13 protein-coding genes and 1 rRNA gene are annotated in these 19,476 nt (G+C 39.8%); 4 read left to right on the top strand and 10 right to left on the bottom strand.

Going from position 1 to position 19,476, the window contains the following annotated elements; genetic code table 11:
- The 9 genes from BUB91_RS20170 to BUB91_RS20130 all read right to left on the bottom strand — a co-directional run.
- Window positions 1-395: 6-phosphogluconolactonase (locus BUB91_RS20170; protein ID WP_175551017.1), on the bottom strand; the 395-nt coding region annotated here is incomplete at its 3' end.
- Window positions 396-589: 194 nt separating this feature from the next.
- The gene (locus BUB91_RS20165; RefSeq protein ID WP_073101183.1) at window positions 590-2,827 is read right to left on the bottom strand and encodes a GH92 family glycosyl hydrolase; all 2,238 of its coding nucleotides are present in this window, start codon (window positions 2,825-2,827) and stop codon (window positions 590-592) included.
- Window positions 2,828-2,842: 15 nt separating this feature from the next.
- Window positions 2,843-5,167: a glycoside hydrolase family 20 protein gene (locus BUB91_RS20160; protein ID WP_073101181.1), complete on the bottom strand. Its 2,325-nt coding sequence runs from the start codon at window positions 5,165-5,167 to the stop codon at window positions 2,843-2,845.
- 24 nt (window positions 5,168-5,191) lie between these two features.
- Window positions 5,192-7,405 carry a GH92 family glycosyl hydrolase gene (locus BUB91_RS20155; protein WP_073101179.1) on the bottom strand — a complete coding sequence of 738 codons (2,214 nt, stop codon included), beginning with the start codon at window positions 7,403-7,405 and terminating at the stop codon, window positions 5,192-5,194.
- 6 nt (window positions 7,406-7,411) lie between these two features.
- Window positions 7,412-8,521 carry a glycoside hydrolase family protein gene (locus BUB91_RS20150; protein ID WP_073101177.1) on the bottom strand — a complete coding sequence of 370 codons (1,110 nt, stop codon included), beginning with the start codon at window positions 8,519-8,521 and terminating at the stop codon, window positions 7,412-7,414.
- Window positions 8,522-8,525: 4 nt separating this feature from the next.
- Complete coding sequence (locus BUB91_RS20145; protein ID WP_083558077.1) at window positions 8,526-9,587, bottom strand: carbohydrate-binding family 9-like protein; 1,062 nt, start codon at window positions 9,585-9,587, stop codon at window positions 8,526-8,528.
- Window positions 9,588-10,559, bottom strand: a complete 972-nt coding sequence (locus tag BUB91_RS20140) for a glycoside hydrolase family 130 protein (protein ID WP_073101175.1) — start codon at window positions 10,557-10,559, stop codon at window positions 9,588-9,590.
- Window positions 10,560-10,607: 48 nt separating this feature from the next.
- Entirely contained in the window at window positions 10,608-12,482 is a 1,875-nt protein-coding gene (locus tag BUB91_RS20135; RefSeq protein WP_073101173.1) for a sodium:solute symporter family protein, read from the bottom strand.
- A gap of 1 nt (window position 12,483) precedes the next feature.
- Window positions 12,484-14,742, bottom strand: coding sequence for a GH92 family glycosyl hydrolase (locus tag BUB91_RS20130; RefSeq protein ID WP_073101185.1), 2,259 nt, complete (start codon window positions 14,740-14,742; stop codon window positions 12,484-12,486).
- A gap of 141 nt (window positions 14,743-14,883) precedes the next feature.
- Here BUB91_RS20130 and BUB91_RS20125 point away from each other — a divergent pair, with 141 nt between their 5' ends.
- From BUB91_RS20125 to BUB91_RS20110, 4 genes are all read left to right on the top strand, one after another.
- Window positions 14,884-15,969, top strand: a complete 1,086-nt coding sequence (locus tag BUB91_RS20125) for a sensor histidine kinase (RefSeq protein WP_073101171.1) — start codon at window positions 14,884-14,886, stop codon at window positions 15,967-15,969.
- A complete protein-coding gene (locus tag BUB91_RS20120) occupies window positions 15,966-16,673 on the top strand; it encodes a LytR/AlgR family response regulator transcription factor (RefSeq protein ID WP_073101169.1) in 708 nt (235 codons plus the stop codon). Before BUB91_RS20125 ends, BUB91_RS20120 begins: the two co-directional genes overlap by 4 nt.
- A gap of 110 nt (window positions 16,674-16,783) precedes the next feature.
- Complete coding sequence (locus BUB91_RS20115) at window positions 16,784-17,965, top strand: hypothetical protein (protein ID WP_073101167.1); 1,182 nt, start codon at window positions 16,784-16,786, stop codon at window positions 17,963-17,965.
- A 17-nt stretch (window positions 17,966-17,982) separates the two neighbouring features.
- Window positions 17,983-18,867 carry a dienelactone hydrolase family protein gene (locus BUB91_RS20110; RefSeq protein WP_073101165.1) on the top strand — a complete coding sequence of 295 codons (885 nt, stop codon included), beginning with the start codon at window positions 17,983-17,985 and terminating at the stop codon, window positions 18,865-18,867.
- Between the two features lie 291 nt (window positions 18,868-19,158).
- On the opposite strand, the gene rrf is transcribed toward BUB91_RS20110, so the two are convergent.
- Window positions 19,159-19,267, bottom strand: a 5S ribosomal RNA gene (gene rrf, locus BUB91_RS20105).
- Between the last annotated feature and the right edge of the window lie 209 nt (window positions 19,268-19,476).

The raw sequence follows: 19,476 nt of genomic DNA, 5'->3' as shown, positions 1-19,476 counted from the left end.
GGAATATTAACCTGATCTGCAGGAATGTCTACGTGATTGAATAAATGCTCGTGCATAAAGTAATGGTAACTCTGCACATCAGACTTATCCATTGGCCAGTATTCATCAAGATTAAAGGTGATCACGTTTTTAAAGCTCAATCCTTCTTGGTTGTGCATACGCACCAATTCTGCATATACATTGATAGGGGAAGAACCTGTAGCAAGACCCAGTACACACTTCTCGCCAGAAGCTTCTTTACTCCTGATTAAATCTGCGATCTCCTGAGCTACAATCGCTGAAGCTTCTGTAGACTTTTCAAAACTGATGTTGTGAATCTTCTCAAAACGGGTCTCCTCAAACTTACCTGCCGGCTCGTATTTAATCAGCGCCGAATCTTTAACCTTTAATTCCATATCTATTGAATAACTTTTTTCAATTTTTAAAAATACCCAGAAAACCCATCATTTTTCAAAATAGTACATCTTCTAACGACATTATCAAGCTTTCTAAAAATGAAATTCCCAATTTTATTAACTATTTCAAAAAAGATTCGATAGACAACGGCTTTAAGAAGCTAAATAACATCTTAAAGTATGCATGGTCTTTTTTATTCAAAAATAACCTCGCCGGCCTCAACCCAGTTTTTATGGCTCACCTGACTACCTTTCAGCAACTTACCACCCACTTTAAAACCTTTGATTTGAGCTCCATCAGCTTGAGATTCATTTTTAATTGTCAAGGTTGTGTTGCTATAAAAATCAGCGTTTAAGTAAATTGTAACGGTATCAAATTGCGGTTCAGTCAAGGTATAAGTCGCTTCGCCAGGAGTCATAGGGTAAAAGCCCATCATCGCATAAACCAGCCACGCACTCATAGTCCCTGTATCATCATTACCCGGCAATCCGTCAGGTTGATTTGTAAAATACTGAGCGATTAGTTCATCTACTTTTTCTCTAGTCTTAGAGGCCTTTCCTGGCAAATAATTATATAAAAACGGATAGGAAATATCCGGCTCATTTGCCATATCAAACTGATCTTCAGCAAAAAGAGCGTCCAGTTTTTCTTCAAATTTTTGGTTTCCTCCCATCAATTTTATCATGCCTTTGATATCGTGGGGTTGCATAAACAAGTACTGCCACGCATTCCCTTCAATAAACCCCGGGTTTTCGGTAAAGTTTGCACCGGCTAATGGGTCAAAAGGTTTGTACCAACTTCCATCACTCATTCTAGGTTGTAAGAACCGCGAGTCTTTATTGTACATTTTTTTATAGGAAAGTGCTCTTTTTTTAAAGCGTTTGGCACCCTCTTTTTTACCTAAAGCTTCAGCTAGCTGGGCAATTGCAAAATCTGCAATATTGTACTCCTGAGTTGTAGAAACCGGACCTTTTATATGAGAATCTACGCTTACATACCCCTTATCAATATACTCACCTAGCCCCGGTCTTAATGGATTTCCTTCACGAGTATCAGCACTTTTCAGCATTGCTTTATAAGCTTTGTCAACATCAAAATCGGTGATTCCGCGTAAATAAGTATCTGCTAAAACCACGGCAGCAGGATCACCAACCATGGTAAAAGTCTCCGTAGCATTGAGCTCCCATTTAGGCAACCACTCGTTTTGATCATAAATATCAAGCATAGAATTTACCATGTCAAGCTGCTCCTGAGGATAAAGCAAACTCATCAACTGGTGATAATTGCGATAGGTATCCCAAAGAGAAAACACGGTATAACGCGTTCCATCTGTATGTTTTATCGCACGGGTTTTCATCGCGGGATACTCGCCATTGCTATCATTTAAAATACTAGGTGCGATTTGTGTGTGGTATAGACCTGTATAGAAAATAGTTTTATCATCATCATCACTTCCTCCTTCAACATCCACAACACTTAACTTCTTATTCCATGCTTGTTTTGTGTGCTTATAAACCTCCTCAAAAGAAGCATCTCCTACTTCTTTATCCAGATTTTCGCAGGCATTGGCTATACTTACATACGAGATACCAATTTTCATAACAACCTGTGTAGGCTTATCAAAGTTGTAATTAAAATAAGCGCCAATACTATCACCCACCACTTCGCTCATAAATTGTTCTTTAAGGCGAGTTTTTCCATTGTAGCCCATCCACTGACCTTCTACACCGTCGTATTTTGCAGGCTTATCCCAAATTCCATAATTAGCTGGCGCTTCAGAGATGCGCGCCACAAAATAAATAGGATAAGCACTCTCGGCGTTGTTGTAGCAAAACGAACCCACCATACGAGAACCTTCTACTTCCGTAGGCGAATTAAACTTAAGCGTTGCGCCATGTTCATTGGTTAGACCTAAGCCCAGATTAAGTAGCACATTGGCTTTCCCTGCAGGAAAACTATAACGACTCACACCAACTCGTGTACTTGCTGTCAATTCGGTTTTTACCTGATATTTATCCAATTCCACTGAATAATAACCGGGGTTTGCAACCTCATTTTTATACGTTGTTCCGTAGTCTAAATGATTTGTTACGAGTTCGCCGGTAGTAGGCATACTTAAAATCACACCCAGATCTGGGCAACCTACACCACTCATATTTACGTGACTGAAACCGGTTAAAAAGGTGTTTTCATTTACATAGGGATTAGACAACCAGCGGCTGTCTTTTTCTAAAACGTTTTGTTTTCCGGCTACGTTAAAAGGCGAAACACTCGCCATACCCCGCGGAGCAATCGCACCGGGATTAGTCGCTCCAAAATTTGAAGTCCCTATAAACGGATTCACGTAGTGTGTAAAATCTTGTGTTTGCGCTTTCGCGAAAAAACCAATCAACAATCCTATAAAAAGAGTTGCTTTTTTATGTAAAATCATACTGCTGTAGTTCTCCTATTTAACCAAAATTTCATCTAAAAATAACCAGGCTCCGCCACCTTTTGGGGTTTCTGCAAGCGGCTCTATAGTTACCCGTACAAACTGAACGTTTTTTCGGGATTCAAATTTCATCTTAAAATTCTCAATTTTCGCTCCCGGATTGGGTTCAAAAGCACGTTCCATTTGCGCTACATCTTCAAAGGTTTTACCATCCCGGGACACTTCGACTTTTATATGCTGTGGAAAATAAATCCCCGTCCCCTGCTCTTCAAGACTGCCTACAGTTACTTCACGTAACTCTTTTGCTCCCTCAAGATCAATGGTAATAACAGCGGGATTATTTATCCAACCCTGCCAGCGGCCGTCTTTAAAATATTTACTTCCGCGCAACACATCTACCAATGCTGTTGCACCGGTTGACGCATAACTCGCATTGTACTCAAATTTATAAGTAACAGGCTTTGCAACCGCTTGATGAAAGTCAAAATATTTTTGCATTTCAGCACCCATAATCTTGCCATCTTTAAACACTGCAGCTTTAACCGAAGTTGTGCTGTCAAAAGCTATGGGGTTGCTATAAACCTCTGAATCTGCATTTAACTCTGAATCTCTCAAAGCATATCGAATTTGAGTATCCGGAAATTCAGATTGTAGCGAAATGGTAATTTTACCGGTTTCTAAATCAATTTCTGATTCGGGCTGAACCGCAAAAGCGCTGGTTGCATAATTGATCCCCATCACATCAAAACGCTGCATCATCTTACGCACACGTACTGAAAAATTAGTCCAATCCAACTTTTCTTCAGGACTCCATAAGGTTTCAGACAACGCAAATAAACGTGGAAACAGCATGTATTCGGAATGGCTTTCCGTAGCAATATATTCTGACCAAAGATTGGCCTGACCGCCTAAAACGTGCTTCTTCTGCTCCACGCTCATAGAATCTACCGCAGGGCGGAATTCATAAACCTTCTCTAACGGAAGAAAAGCATTAAACGCCACCGGCTCGTTGTCAGGATTACCCTGATAATAATCAAAATACATATGACTCACCGGTGTCATAATCACATCGTGACCAGCCGCTGTCGCTTCCCATCCACCTTCAAAACCTCTCCAACTCATCACGGTTGCTTTTTCCGGCAAACCACCTTCGAGTATCTCATCCCAACCGATCAAAGTTTTGTTATGCTTGCTTAAAAAACGCTCCATACGTTTCATAAAATAGCTCTGCAACTCACTGGTATTTGCAAGCCCTTCTTCTCGCATACGACGCTGGCAATGTGGACAAGTTTCCCAATTGGTTTTTGTCGCTTCGTCACCTCCTGCATGAATGTATTCACCAGGGAATAACGCCATTACTTCAGTCAAGACATCTTCTAAAAATTCAAAAGTAGATTCTTTTCCGGCGCAATAAATATCCGTTATCGGCCACACGCCACCAGACGGAACCGCGATAGACTCTTCTTTACAAGACAACCATGGGTATGCCGCGATCGCGCTCATCACGTGAGCTGGCATTTCGATCTCCGGGATTACCCGAATACCTTTCTCGCTAGCATAAGCTACAATTTCCTTAATATCTTCTTGGGTATAAAAACCGCCGTAAGTCGCTTCGGCATCAGGATCATTTTGGGTACGCGCATTCCAGTGTTTGTTTTCTTGATCTACACGAAAGGCACCAACTTCAGTGAGCTTGGGATATTTTTTAATTTCAATTCTCCAACCCTGATCATCTACCAGATGGAAGTGAAACGTATTCAGTTTTAAAAAAGCCATTCGATCTAAATGCTTTTTAATGTATTCTTTTCCGAAGAAATGACGCGAAACATCTAAATGACTTCCACGATAGGGATATTGCGGAGCATCGTCAATATGCACATTAGGAATATAAAGCTCCAAATCTAAAACTTTAGAACTGCTTTCAATGGCTGCGGGAAGTAACTGGCGAATGGTTTCTAAACCGTAAACAAAACCCAGTTTAGAATTGGCTTCTACAACCACCTTTTCATTCGTCACATCAAGCTTGTAAGCTTCTTCCGCAATCGCAGTATTTTGAACCAATTGAATGGTGTTTTCATCACCAGAGTTCGCTATATCTAATTTGAATCCCGCCGACTTTTCAAAAAGGTCATTTAAAATACCCGTGATAACCTCTAAACTATCGTGAGCAATTACAAATTGTGTCTGAGCATCCACCTTAAAACTACCTGAATTTAAGGTCACTGATTTAGGCTGTGGAATCAACACCAGTTGATCTTGAGTAAACGATGGGTTCTTTTTTTCTGTACAACTTATTAAGGCTGAAGCAATAAGCACAACTACAAGTTTAATCCATTTCATAATTCAACTAGTTTAAAGCGATTTCTAATATATTTTATTAGGCTGCGGCATCTTGAGTTTAAGGTTTGTTGGCTTCTTAGTCATTTCAAAAAGCAATTCGCCGCCATTTACAATTTCGCCATGTGTTATAAAACCCCGTTTCAGTTCCTTTCCGTTTAGAAAAACAGCTTTCACGTAGGTATTTGATTCTGAGTAATTCTTAGTTGAAATCGTGAATTTTTTATTCTGAGACAATGTAATTTCGGCCTTTTCAAATAAGGGAATTCCTAGAACATAAGCCCCTTGCGCCGGATTTACCGGATAAAAACCCAGCGAACTAAATACATACCAGGAAGACATTTGCCCACAATCTTCATTCCCACAATGTCCGTCAGGCGTATTTTTATATTGAGTTTCTAAAATCTCCCGTATGTACTTCTGTGCTTTTGAAGGCTTTGCTACATAATTGTATAAATAAGCCACGTGATGACTGGGCTCATTCCCGTGATTGTATTGACCTATCATTCCCGTGCTGAAGATAGGCAGCTTATCTGTAGGTTTTGGATACAAGGTAAACATAGAATCCAGTTTTTGATCAAAAGCTTTTTTACCGCCGGTCTTTTTAATCAATCCCGGAATGTCCTGCGGCACGAACCAGTAATATTGCCACGCATTACTCTCACTATAAAAGCGGGTGTATTCTTTAGCCACAAAAGGTTCTACAAATTCGTTTTCTCTAGTTTTAGGTCTAAAAAAATTAGTCTGCTTATCGTGCAGTTTTTTCCAATTTTCAGAACGGTTTAGAAAATAATTACACTCTGCGTTTTTACCCAAAGCTCTGGCAAACTGTGCAACACACCAGTCGTCATAAGCATATTCTAAAGTTTTAGACACACTCCAATCTTCATTTTCTTCGGAAGCGATGACATAACCAAGCTCAGTATATTCCGGAATACTACGATCCGCAGCAGTTGCACTGGCTTTACAAGCCTCGTACGCGAGTTCTGCATCAAAATCAAAACCTTTAAAAAAGGCATCAACCACTACTGGAACTGCGTGATACCCCAACATCATATTGGTCTCATTGCCCTGCATAGACCATACGGGCAACAAACCGGTTTCTTTGTAATGAGCTAAAAGCGATTTGATAATATCAGATACGCGCTCTTGTTGTATAATCGTGTAAAGCGGATGGGCTGCGCGAAATGTATCCCACAACGAGAACGTATCGTAGCGTTTAAACCCATCTGCAAGCATAACTTCGCCGTTTGCTCCTTTATAAGTTCCGTTAGGATCGCTTAACAATGTTGGTGCGAGCATAGACTGGTACAGCATCGTATAAAACAAAGTTTTCTGATCTGCATCTGTCGTAGTAATCTGTACTTTCTGTAGTTCGTTTTCCCAGACTGTTTCTGCATGTTTACGATACACATCAAAATCAAAATGAGTAGCTTCAGTATTCATAGAAGCATAAGCCCCTTCTCTATTTGCGGTAGACAATGCCGTTTTTACAACCAGCTGTTCGCCTTCCGCGGTAGCGTAATGGAGAATAATTTTAGTATCTGCCCCTGTCGCTTCAACTTTAACTTCAGTTTTTCCTTCAAACAAAGAATAGCTTTCAAAAGGTTTAGAGAACTGCATCACAAAATAAATGCGCTCATCTTTTGCCCAACCGGTTGACATGCGAAATCCCTCAATTGTTGTACTGTTCACAACCTTTATATAGGTATTTGTCGCTTTATCCCAATTGAGTGCATAGCCCAGATCTACATAAACCTGAGAGGCTCTATCCTTCGGAAAAGTATAGCGCTGTACGCCGGTATGCGCAGTAGCAGTAAGCTCTACATCAATCTCTGAATCTTGTAACTTAACCTGATAATAACCGGCAGAAGCCTTTTCTTCCTTATGATCAAACGCAGCAAACGGGCGATACCCGTTTGCTGCTATACGTTTTGTAAACTTACTATTGGTAGGCATCACCAGAATATCATAGAGATCTCCGGCTCCCGTACCCGTTAAATGCGTATGAGAAAAGCCACTAATGATGCTATCCTGATAAAAGTAACCGGCTATGCGATCCCATCCCGGCGTGCCTATATCTGGACTCAGCTGCACCATACCATAAGGAATAGTCGCCCCGGGATAAGTATTCCCGGGACCATCTGTACCTATAAACGGGTTCACCCAATCTGTTAATCGAGTTTGTGAATGGCTAATTACACTTGTGAAGAGTAAGATAAAGAGAACCCTATAGCCCATAATACTCTAGTTTGCTGCTTTTATTACTGCGAGTTGTGCATCTGTAAGCGCATTTCCGTCAAAGAATGCAGCTCCTTTCGCTCCGTTATCTTTTGCTAATTGAATTGCTTTTGCTAAGTCTTCCGGGCTCATTTCAGGAACATAAATACCCGTGTGTAACTCAGTGTCAGTTCCTTCAAGATCCTTTACGCCTTGACCGGTTGCAAATCCAATCCAATCTATTTCTTCGTTATAAAAGTTATGATAAATCATCGGCAATACCATATCTATATTCCATTTATCCCAACGCTGACGTACCATATGGTCTGCCATCTCCGGATAAGGAAAAACCGCCCCTGTTAACAGCTTTCCGTTTTTGTGTGCCACTTTATAAGCATCATCAACAACAGCTTTAATCTGATTTAAACGAAACTGCTTCCATTCCATATCAATCGCGGTATTGTGAGACGCTAACGGATTTTTATGATGTTCTTTTTCAAACTTAGATATACACGCATCGCAATAGCAGAAATCGTATTCAGGAAGTTCAGTGTCTTGCACTAAATCATATTTAGGCAATAAACCTATAGGCAAATACACATCAGGATAACGGATGTAATCTAAATGAAAACTAGTCACGCCTTCTACCTGAGTTAGCTTATCAATCAAACCTAAAATATGATTGCGCGATCCCTCACGGGTAGGACATAAAAACTGATAATACGCTACATAAGGACGGTGATCAAAAGTAGATTTCCCTTCTTTACTTACCGCATACCACTCCGGGTGTTTTAATGCAACAGCGTCTCCTGGGCGGTTCATCGTAAACATCCAGGCGTGAACCTCAAGACCTTCGGCAGTTGCTAAAGGCGTTAAACGCGCTAATAGATCTGCATCTGCATTGGTATTGATCAAGACTGCATCAAGACCATTGTCAGCATATTTTTCAAATTCTTCAGTATAAGACGCATCAGTTCTTGAAGCATCTGCGGTCATCCACGTCCAAAACTTAAAATCTTTAGAGACTTCAGCTGTTTTTTCAGTCTCTTTTTTGCTTCCTGCAGGATGTATATTATCTATACAAGAAGTTGTAGCCACTACTGCTACAAGTACTAAAAATAGGTGTCTAAGTTTCATAGTATTATTGGTTTATTTCTGAATATTTTCCATCTTCTCTAATGCTATACAGCATACCAGAAAACGGACTTTTTACGGTTATGATCCAACCTTGACTGTAGTTTTCTAAAGTTGGGCGGAGCGTTTTATCTTCAAGTTCAAAAGGAGTTGCATCAATTGCTTTTAAATCTGTCGCCCAAGATTTATTTGTAGCGAAATAGGCTTTTTGAGCACGATAGAACTCGTATAATTTCCAACGGATTTGCTCATCCTTCGGAATAGTAAACGTATCTTTTTCTGAAACCGGTTTTGATGAAAAATAGACATAACCCCAATGTTCAGGCTCATGCATATTGATCACGCCTTGCGGAGACCAAACCCAGTTGTATTCTGGTAAAAAAGTACCCGACTCGTCTTTTTTACGGCTGTAAACTCCATTGTCTAACTCATAATCCCAGTTGACTCTGGAGAAGTTAATGCGCCAAAATTCATCTGCCGGTAATTCAGTACTGCCGCTGGCTTCTTTTAAAACTTCCCAGGGCATGGCGATCTCTATACTCCAGCTTTTATCTACATCAGAGGCGTCGTTCAACGTCCCGTTGATAGAAACAGCGGTTTGCAATCCCTGAATATCCCAACTATCTACAACTGGAGCAGACTCCCGATACGGTTTTGCGATAAGCAAGTCCCACACCGTGTTGAGCGCATTCATCTCAAACTCATAGTAATTATGCGTATCGCCATCGGGATCTATAAAAATCTCAAAGTCGTTATTGTAAAAAATAACGGTATCGCGTTGCTTTAAAGTAGCCCATATGTGCGGCTCTTTTAACTCGGCATAGAAATACAGGTTTTCATCATCCCAAAGCATTTTTACCTGTGTTTCATACTTTGGAATTTTGACACCTTCTATGTCTATAAATGATTCTGAAAACGGAGCCTCTTTCCAAACTTCTTCATTTGCCTTACCGTCAACCTCAAGCGGCGTATCTATGTAATTCGCTACATAAGAGCGCGGTATGATTTGCTGGGCAAAGCCAAAAAATCCTATCAAAAGAAGTAGAAGAGCTATCCTGTTTTTCATCATTTACAAACTGTTATTTTTTACGAAATCTAGTATCTCGCTCAATTTACCAAAAGCCACCGAAGTTACAGTATCTGCAGCACCATAGTATAAAGCAACTTTATCTTCTTCTACCGAGTGTAAGGTCGCACACGGGAACAGCACATTAGGTACATCTCCTACCAACTCATAAGGTGCTGCCGGCCCTAATAAATAAGGCTGACTGCGGTATAATACTTTATCCGGCCTGTCTTTATCTAAAATCGCAGCCCCTACTGAATATCTGAATCCGTTACAGGTGTTGATCACCCCATGGTAGAATAACAACCAACCTTCAGCAGTTAAAATAGGTACGGGTCCTGCTCCTATTTTTGTACACTGCCACGCACTGTCTGTAAAGGGAGCTACCTTCATTACACAACGATGCTCTCCCCAGTATTTCATATCAGGACTGTAGCTGATATAGATATCCCCAAAAGGCGTATGTCCATTGTCACTAGGACGACTCAACATTGCAAATTTTCCGTTTATTTTCTGTGGAAGCAAAACACCATTTCTATTGAAAGGAAGAAATGCATTCTCACACTGAAAGAATTCTTTAAAATCAAAGGTGTAACCAATTCCTATAGTTGGCCCATGATACCCATTACACCAGGTAATCCAATAGCGGTCTTCAATAAAACACACGCGCGGATCGTATTTATAATCAGACTCGATCATTTCGGTATTTCCGGCACCAAATTCAATAGGATCGTGATTGATATCCCAGTTGATTCCGTCTTTACTAAAACCGGCAAAGATATTCATCTGTACTGCTTTATTATCGCATCTAAAAACTCCGGCGAAGCCATCTTCAAAAGGAACTACAGCAGAGTTAAAAATACTGTTAGAACTGGGAATCGCATACCGGTCTATAATAGGATTTGCATCATAACGCCACATCACATCTGTGCTGTTTGCAGGTCTGTCTTGCCAAGGAATTTGCGTTGTACTCATAAAATGTGATTCTATTTTTAGCCCAAAAGAGGCTTCTTTTTGTGTTGTTTAATTTTCTATTTTTTTGACTTTATCAAGCCAGGTAAATTTTAGAATGAGACTGGTTACTCCAAAAGCCAATAAGCTTATTGCTGTTTGTTCATAATCACGAACTACCAAGAAAATTGGCAGCAAGATCATACTAGATTGCCAGATGATACCCACCAGACAGTTGAACATATCCAGCCCAAAATCCTTGTTTTTACCCACTTGCTCCTCTGCAGTTAATTGCTCGCGCACCGGTTTCCACCAACCCCAGGGATGCACCGAAGTATAAAAACTTTTTAAGGTTGCTAAAGCTGTAGGCGGAGTTAACCAGGTTCCTAAAAACGAACCTAAAAGCGAGAATACTAAGATCACCGGGAATAAATAAATTGCCGGAATATGCGAATACCAATACAAGAAACTACCTTCAGCATAACCCGATGCCCCTTGATCTATCATAAACTGGAGTGTGGCAATAATCAAACCGCTCAACATTCCCCAGAAATACCCCCAGCCGTTAAAACGCCACCAGATCCATTTTAAAAAATTGGCCGCCACATAACCACCGTAAAGCGAACTCGTAATCCATAAGGTAATCGCATTAATAGACTCTGCAAAAAAGCCCATAATCACCCCTAAAGTTACCACAGCAAAAGAAGCAATATGACTTGCTTTTACATAGTGCTTATCAGTTGCTTTAGGTTTGAAGTATTTTTTATAAATATCGTTAACAATATACGCAGGACCTGCATTTACAAAGGCTGAAAACGTAGACATAAAGGCCGCAAGAAGACCCGCTAATAAAAGTCCTTTTATACCTACAGGCACATGATTATTAATCACCTGTGGAAGAATCACTTCTAAGTCATTACTACTGACACCTCCGGCATTTGCTAATTCCGGAGCGATAAATACCAACCCTAAAAGCACAATTGCCGCAATCATTAAATATCTTGGAATAAACAAAACCAAATTAGTAAAACCACTCATATAAGCAGCATCTTTAGCCGTTCTTGTAGATAAAATACGCTGCATATCATAACTAGGCGTAGGACCTGCAATACTGGCAAAGAAACCTTTAAAAAGACTCATTCCCACAAAAGCACCAAACATCTTATAGCCTTGTGTATCTATCAACTTATTAAAGCTCTCAAAGTCTCCTGCCCAAAAACCGGTGAGCTCTGTGCCAAAAGTTATAGTGGTCCATTCATCAGGAATTAAAGCAGTGATCTCTGCATCGGTAAACTCAAAAAATGTATAACCCGCAACAAGTATCCCCGCGAGTACCATAATACCAAACTGCAAAACTTCGGTAGAAACCACAGAAAACATTCCGCCTTTAATAGTATAAATCGTCGTTAACAATATGATCACTAAAGCATATACTTGTTCTGAATTCAATACTGTAAAATCGCTGATAACGAGACTCACATCCCACGGAAGAATAACCGTCATAAACTTACCTACTCCTTCAAAGAAATACGCGATAAACCCTACTGAAGCAACAACCGCAAAAATGGCAACAATCAAGTGTGACGCACGCCCCGCCTTATCATCTCCAAAACGGGAAAGAATCCATTCAGAACCGGTCATCACGTTAGACCTTCTGATCCAGACTGCGAGAAACATCATCACAAAGACCTGATTAAAAATGGGCCACATCCACATAAACATAAAACTCTTTACGCCATAGAGAAACAGAATGCCCACCATCCAGGCAGTCCCCGAAACGTCAAACATCCCAGATCCATTACTCAAGCCCAAGTAGTACCATTTGATACTTTTACCTCCTAAGAAATAAGAGTCTAAACCTTTTGAAGCTTTTTTAGCTACATATACACCAATCGCAATAGTAAGCAGCAGATAAAGCGCAATAATTATTACATCAATACGATCCATATTACTCTGCCTGCGTAGTTACACCCCAACTCTTATTAGGTGTTGCTCCCATTACTAATTTCAGTTCGCCACCAGTAATAATTTGCTCGTGCGTGATACTGGTTTGGTTAAAATCTTCACCATTAAGACTTGCTGATTGTATGTAAAAGTTCTCTTGAGAAACTCCCTCAGCAACAATTGTAAACCTTTTTCCCGATGGAAGATTGATCGTAGATTTCTCATAAACCGGACTCCCTATCTCATAAGCCGCACTAGCCGGATTAAACGGGTAAAGTCCCATAGAACTCCATACATACCAGGCAGACATTTGACCGGCGTCTTCGTTACCGCTCAATCCATTAGGCGTTGTGTTGTATTGTGTTTTTAAAATCTGATTTATCCAATACTGTGTTCTCCAGGGTTTGCCTGTACGATTGAACAGGTAAGCGATGTGATGACTAGGCTCATTACCGTGCGCATACTGCCCTATTAAGCCCGAAATATCATTAGAAATATGGTCGCCGGTGATCTCAGAACTCTCTGTAAACAGTTGCTCAAGCATTTCAGTAAACGGCTCTGAACCTCCGTGAAGTTTTATAAAATTATCCGTATCATGAAGTACAAACCAACTGTGTTGCCACGCATTCCCTTCGGTATAATCTGTGTTTTCGCGGTGTCTTGAAAACTTAGGATCAAAAGGCTCGTGCCACGCTCCTTTAGAAGATTTACCGCGCATAAAGCCGGTTTCAGGATCGTACAATTTCTCATAAGACTTAGAGCGTTCAGCGAAATACGCATAATCTTTATCGTGACCTAGTGCTTTAGCCATTTGCGCCACACACCAGTCGTTGTACGCGTATTCCAAGTTAAAAGTTACGCTTTCGTCAATTTTATCATAAGGAATATACCCAAACGCTTTTAAGAATTCGAGTCCACGCTCATCGCGCATTTGGGTATTCTTCATCGCTTCAAAAGCTTGCTCAGCATCAAAACCTTTTATTCCTTTAAAATAGGCTTCAGCAATCACAGGTATCGCGTGATTACCGGTCATTGTGTTGGTTTCATTTCCGTAGAGCGTCCACACCGGTAAACTCTTGTGCACCTCATAATACGTCAACATCGAGTTTACAATGTCGCTTACCTTTTCTGGCTCTAAAAGAGTTAGCAACGGGTTTTCTGCCCGAAAGGTATCCCATAAAGAAAGCGTAGCATATGCTGTAAAATCTGCTTTTACAATGCTATCATTCTCCTGACGGAATTCTCCATTAACATCGCTAAAAGTTACCGGAGCAATCTGTGTGTGATATAATGCGGAATAAAAAATAGTTTTTAAAGAATCTGTAGGAGTCGCTACAACGATATGATCTAATTGATCTTCCCAGATTTTCTTTGCATCAGCTTTTGCAGTTTCAAAATCTACAGCTTCAGACACCGCAAAATTCTCTTTAGCATTTGCTACACTTACCGAAGAAACCGAAACTTTGACGATCACATCGCGGCTTCCGTCTATATTGAAAAAGAATTGCGCTGCGGTAGTTTTTCCGGCAACGCTATCTGCATCAACACTCTTTTTATCTTGAACCAAATTGTGACGAGCAATAGGCTTAGAAAATTCTGCAACAAAGAACACTTTTTGATTTTTTGCCCAGCCTGTACTGTGGCGGTATCCGCTTATCGTAGTTTCATTTTCTATTTTGATAGCGGTTTCTGTAGGCGCATCCCAATTGATAGCAAACCCCAGGTCAAGTATTACCGAGGCTTCTCCCGCACCTTCATAATTGTATTTTTGATAACCGGTTCTTTGAGTCGCAGTAAGTCCCACTTTAATTTGCGGATCTTCTAAATAAACCGAATAATAACCCGGCTCTGCACGCTCGCGCTTGTGCGAATATCTTGATGCATAAGGACGATCTTGCGGGGTTTCATACGTACCGGTGAGATCTAACTCTTCTGCAGCCGGCATCAACAAAATATCTGCCAGGTCACCAATACCTGTTCCGCTCAAATGCAAATTGCTAAAACCCGAAACTATGGAGTCTGAATAGTGATAGCCAGAACACCAGTCCCAGCCGTTTCTACCATTATCAGGACTTACCTGAACCATCCCAAAGGGTACCGTAGCACCAGGATAAGTGTGCCCGTGACCTCCGGTCCCAATAAATGGATCTACATGAGCGGTAAGCTTTAAGTTTTCTTTTTCTTCAGCAGTAGATTGCTCTTCCTTTTTTTTACACGATAAAAGTGCAACCAAAGTCAGTAAAAAAATAGTTTTATTTAACATTTGCACGCTAATTTTAGCCATCAGAGGTATTATCGGTTAAGATTTTTAATAAATATGTGATATATTATCCCGGTATTTAGATTTTATTAGACAAACAACAGTTCTGAAAAGCTAAACAGCTAAAAATACAATTTTAGATCTATGCCCTTAAGCGCTTCATTTAAAAACAACTTTTTACTCAACGCGAATACCGGTTATAAAATAAACGTGACCCATCATGTTATTTTCTGGCTGCTTTATTTTCTCTTTAATTTTTTACGCTGGGGTAGCTATTACAACGATTATCTCTATTCGTTTAAAGCAAATTTATTAGGCTTTCCCATACACATGTCACTCACCTATTTTACGGTTTACGTGCTGATCCCTATGTTTATTTACAAGCGGAAATACGTCTTTTTTTCCCTGAGTCTTATTGCCATCATTTTTGTTATGGTCATAATTAAATATGAGCTTACGTATTTTTTAATAAGCAACAATGTATGGCCGGAAGGACCTGAAGAAACAACTAGCTTAAACACGAATTATGTGATTGTTATGATGCTGGGAGAATTTTATGTAATCTCTTTTGGTGCAGCGATTAAAATTACCATAGACTGGTTGCGAGAACGGCAATTAGCAGCAAGCCTAGCAAAAGAAAACCTGGAAACCGAGTTGCGCTTTTTACGTTCTCAGATCTCACCTCATTTTTTCTTCAATACCCTCAACAACATCTATTCTTTAAGTTTAGAAAAGTCTGAAAACACTCCCGAAACGATCTTAAAACTTTCTGATCTGATGCGGTATTTACTGTATGAAACAAAAGATAAAAGACAAGCGCTCCATAAAGAAATCAAGTTTATTAGAAACTATCTGGATCTGGAACGCATCAGATACAATAAAAAACTGAACCTTAATTTTGATGTAGAAGGAGATACTAAAGGCAAAAAAATTGCTCCTATGCTTTTAATTCATTTTATAGAAAATGGTTTTAAACATGGAGCAAGTAAGAATATTGGTATCGTAAACATCAGCATAAATCTTAAAGTTTCCGGAGATTTTCTTTTTTTTAAAATGAGCAACACCCTGCCTCAAAAGGATTTAAAAAACAACCTGAACGAAGCTGGAGGAATTGGCATTGAAAATGTTGAAAAACGTCTTAAATTGGGCTACAAACCCGAAGAATACGACCTTAAGATTTATGAAGCCGATGGCATGTATAACGTACATTTAAAACTGAAATTATTATGAACCTAAGATGTGTAATCATAGACGATGAACCCCTAGCCATCAATGTGATTAAAAATCATATTGCACAGCTAAAAGGTCTCGAAATTATTCAAACTTTTGACAATGCTATAGACAGTCTAGAATTCATTAGAACTCATGAAGTAGACTTACTTTTTTTAGATATCAATATGCCCGTCTTAGACGGTTTAAGCTTTCTAAAAAGTCTTGATCAGAAACCTATGGTCATTCTCACTACCGCACACGAAGAATATGCCGTTGCCGGTTTTGAACTGGAAGTATTAGATTATTTGGTTAAGCCTATCTCATTACCGCGCTTTTTAAAAGCGACAAATAAAGCGCTAGCAAAAAAACAAGAAGCTGCTAAAGCTACTGCCGAAAATGACAGCATCTTTGTAAAGGTCGATAAGAAAAAAATGAAGAAAGTCTATCTAGATGATATTCTTCTCGTAGAAAGTCTTAAAGATTACATCAAGATCATCACCACTAGCGGAAACTATGTTGTACACCAAACGCTAGGCAGTTTTACCGATGAGTTACCCAGTTCACAGTTTGTGCGTATTCACCGCTCTTATACTGCAAATATCAAGCGTGTTGACGCTGTTGAAGGCAATAGTGTAGAGATTGCAAATAAGCGATATACCATAGGGCGTAATTACCTGGAAGATGCAAAAAATGCAATTCTCAAAAATCAGTCTGGGAATTAAAACTCTGAAATTCAAGGTTTAGCAGCACCCTTTTAAGAGATTACTTACTCACAAAAAGTTAACAGTTTACCAAAGCTTATTTTGTTATTTTTGGTTAAAACTTTAACTGTATGAACTACATTCAACGCATATATGTTATTATATGCTGCTCATTAATAGGACTTAGCACACAAGCCCAGGATCAGGTTTCTGCTCAAATTATAAAGGAGCGTGACTCCCTGCTACTAAACCTCAACAAACAACTTGAGGACAACGCTGTAAAATTAAAATCACTTCAAGGTGAGTTCTCTGACCTTAATCCGAATCGAACCAGCCAGCGACTGGGAAGTTTAGACAGCATCATTTCTAAACAAGAAAACAGAATTACGTTACTTGAGAATTCCAGAAAAATTCAGCTTAAACTAAACGGTCAGCTTGCTTTTACAGAGTTGATGAGCATACACCGCGATATAAAACCCAGCAACCTGCTTCTTTCTTCCCAAGAATTTTTCAGTAAAATCGCTGCGATTAATAACCCTATGAATTACCCGGCTTACGAGAGTTGGTTTAAAGAATATCAAGACTGGTATGAACGTAAAAAAGGGAAAGATAACTGGATGGACCTCATCAACAACAGCATCACGCTGTTGAATGAACCGGCCAGCAACGTACCACTTTACGGTTCGTTATATCAAACTTTTTCAACCGGAATAACTTCAGCATTAGAAATTGTAGGTGGTGCAGGTAGAGACTTGCGAGATAAAACACCTCAAATGCTTAATGTTCTGAACACCGCGAGTCAGTTTAGCCAGCAACAGAGCATTATAGATAACGAGTGGAAAAGCATCAATGAAGAACTCAACAAATTAGAAAATGAGTACAATCGTCTCTTAGAAGAACAGGCTAATTATTACGGACTTTCTTTGAGTTCTGTAAAGCAATATCAAAACGCTACGTTAGACAGTGAGCGCGAACTCATAAAAAACAAGTTTAGAAAAGCAATCAATGATAAAATCGCCAATTGGGAAGCTCAGAACAATAAAAACTGGCTTACCGAAGTAGAGCGTTTTATGGTAAAAACACAATCGCTGCGACAGCGTTTTGGGCAGCTTACTTTGCGTATGAAAAGCAATATCGCCAAGTACAAAGAATTGATCACTCAGTTTTCTAAAAACGACAATTTCGCGGAAGAATTCCGTACAAAGCTCCATGATTTACAAAGCAGTATTGATCAGGTTGACGCAAATTTTGATGCCGTTTTTAACCCTTCCAAATACATAGAAGACTCTGCGGTTATGTATATTACACAATAATCTAAAAAACCTCAGTTATGAAAAAGCTTAAAAAAGAAGACATTAAACAAGAAGTTTTTGATTTGTATGATGCCTATGCGCATAACAAAATAGAACGCCGGGAGTTTGTAGAACGTTTATCCCTTTTTGCAGCAGGAAGCGTCACTGTACCGGCACTTTTAAGCTTTTTAATGCCAGATTATAAAACAACAATGCTGGTGAACCCTAATGATCCTAATCTGGACTCCAAATTCATAACCTATGATTCTCCTGAAGGTGGTGGCGAAATCAGAGCCCTGCTATCTAAACCAAAAAATACAACTGAACAACTTGGCGGCATCGTTGTGGTTCACGAGAATCGCGGTCTTAATCCATATATAGAAGACACAGCTCGCAGAGCTGCTCTCGACGGGTTTATCACCATCGCTCCAGATGCATTGAGTCCGTTAGGTGGATATCCGGGCAATGATGACGAAGGTCGTGAGATGCAACGCAAACGCGACAGCGGCGAGATGCTGCAAGATTTTATTGCTGCTTATAACTACCTGCTGAATCACGAAGACTGCAACGGAAAAATAGGAGTTGTCGGTTTTTGCTTTGGTGGCTCTATTTCAAATATGATGGCCGTAAAAGTCCCAACCTTAAACGCTGCAGTTCCTTTTTACGGCGGTCAACCTAAAGAGGATATTGAACAAATACAAGCGCCATTATTGTTACAATATGCCGGTTTAGATGAGCGTATAAATAGCGGTTGGCCAGAATACGAAGCAAAACTGAAAGAGCATAACAAAGAGTATGGTGTATTTTTCTATCCCGACGTTAATCACGGTTTTCACAACACAACCACTCCACGTTACGATAAAGAATCAGCAGAGCTTGCCTGGGAACGTACCATTGCTTTTTTTAAGGAACATTTGACTTAAAAATCAATCTTAGGCTAAACACAGCTCTCTAAAACGGCAACAGCCTTGCCCATTTTAAAAATCTATAGCCTCTATACGCGTAACCTGGGGGATTCTATTTAGGTTTGACCCTCTTTAACCTTCTTTTCAGATGAGAAGCAAAATACTAAGGCTTATAGATTTTCCAAGTGTATCTCTCCTCCTGGTTTTTGCCTTAGTCTCTCATCTAAAATCTCATGAGGTTCTCAACTATACTATTTGACATTACTGCATAAAAAAAGTCCGCATCAATTGAATGATGCGGACTTTAAAACAAGGCGGCGACCTACTCTCCCACGAGATGCAGTACCATCGGCGCTAACGGGCTTAACTACTCTGTTCGGAATGGTAAGAGGTGAGCCCCGTCGCTATAACCACCTTAAGCTGTTGTATGAGTGCTATACATACTTAAATAAGTTAACATATTGGGTAATAATAAAGATTTTTGTGATACAAGATTAACTATACATCATATAAATAATTATAAGAGTGTCTCTCCCGCATCCTAAGATGCGGGAAAGATGTACATAAGCTTACGGGTTATTAGTACTACTCGGCTATGACATTACTGCCTTTACACCTATAGCCTAT

This window comes from Leeuwenhoekiella marinoflava DSM 3653, from assembly GCF_900129005.1.
GTDB lineage: Bacteria > Bacteroidota > Bacteroidia > Flavobacteriales > Flavobacteriaceae > Leeuwenhoekiella > Leeuwenhoekiella marinoflava.
The sequence above is the reverse complement of the archived record's forward strand: the minus strand, read 5'-3'. Positions and strand labels throughout refer to the sequence as shown.

Coding starts and splice junctions, on each gene's coding strand:
- BUB91_RS20165 (WP_073101183.1), bottom strand. CDS start 2,827: ATGATTTTACATAAAAAAGCAACTCTTTTTATAGGATTGTTGATTGGT.
- BUB91_RS20160 (WP_073101181.1), bottom strand. CDS start 5,167: ATGAAATGGATTAAACTTGTAGTTGTGCTTATTGCTTCAGCCTTAATA.
- BUB91_RS20155 (WP_073101179.1), bottom strand. CDS start 7,405: ATGGGCTATAGGGTTCTCTTTATCTTACTCTTCACAAGTGTAATTAGC.
- BUB91_RS20150 (WP_073101177.1), bottom strand. CDS start 8,521: ATGAAACTTAGACACCTATTTTTAGTACTTGTAGCAGTAGTGGCTACA.
- BUB91_RS20145 (WP_083558077.1), bottom strand. CDS start 9,587: ATGATGAAAAACAGGATAGCTCTTCTACTTCTTTTGATAGGATTTTTT.
- BUB91_RS20140 (WP_073101175.1), bottom strand. CDS start 10,559: ATGAGTACAACGCAAATTCCTTGGCAAGACAGACCTGCAAACAGCACA.
- BUB91_RS20135 (WP_073101173.1), bottom strand. CDS start 12,482: ATGGATCGTATTGATGTAATAATTATTGCGCTTTATCTGCTGCTTACT.
- BUB91_RS20130 (WP_073101185.1), bottom strand. CDS start 14,742: ATGTTAAATAAAACTATTTTTTTACTGACTTTGGTTGCACTTTTATCG.
- BUB91_RS20125 (WP_073101171.1), top strand. CDS start 14,884: ATGCCCTTAAGCGCTTCATTTAAAAACAACTTTTTACTCAACGCGAAT.
- BUB91_RS20120 (WP_073101169.1), top strand. CDS start 15,966: ATGAACCTAAGATGTGTAATCATAGACGATGAACCCCTAGCCATCAAT.
- BUB91_RS20115 (WP_073101167.1), top strand. CDS start 16,784: ATGAACTACATTCAACGCATATATGTTATTATATGCTGCTCATTAATA.
- BUB91_RS20110 (WP_073101165.1), top strand. CDS start 17,983: ATGAAAAAGCTTAAAAAAGAAGACATTAAACAAGAAGTTTTTGATTTG.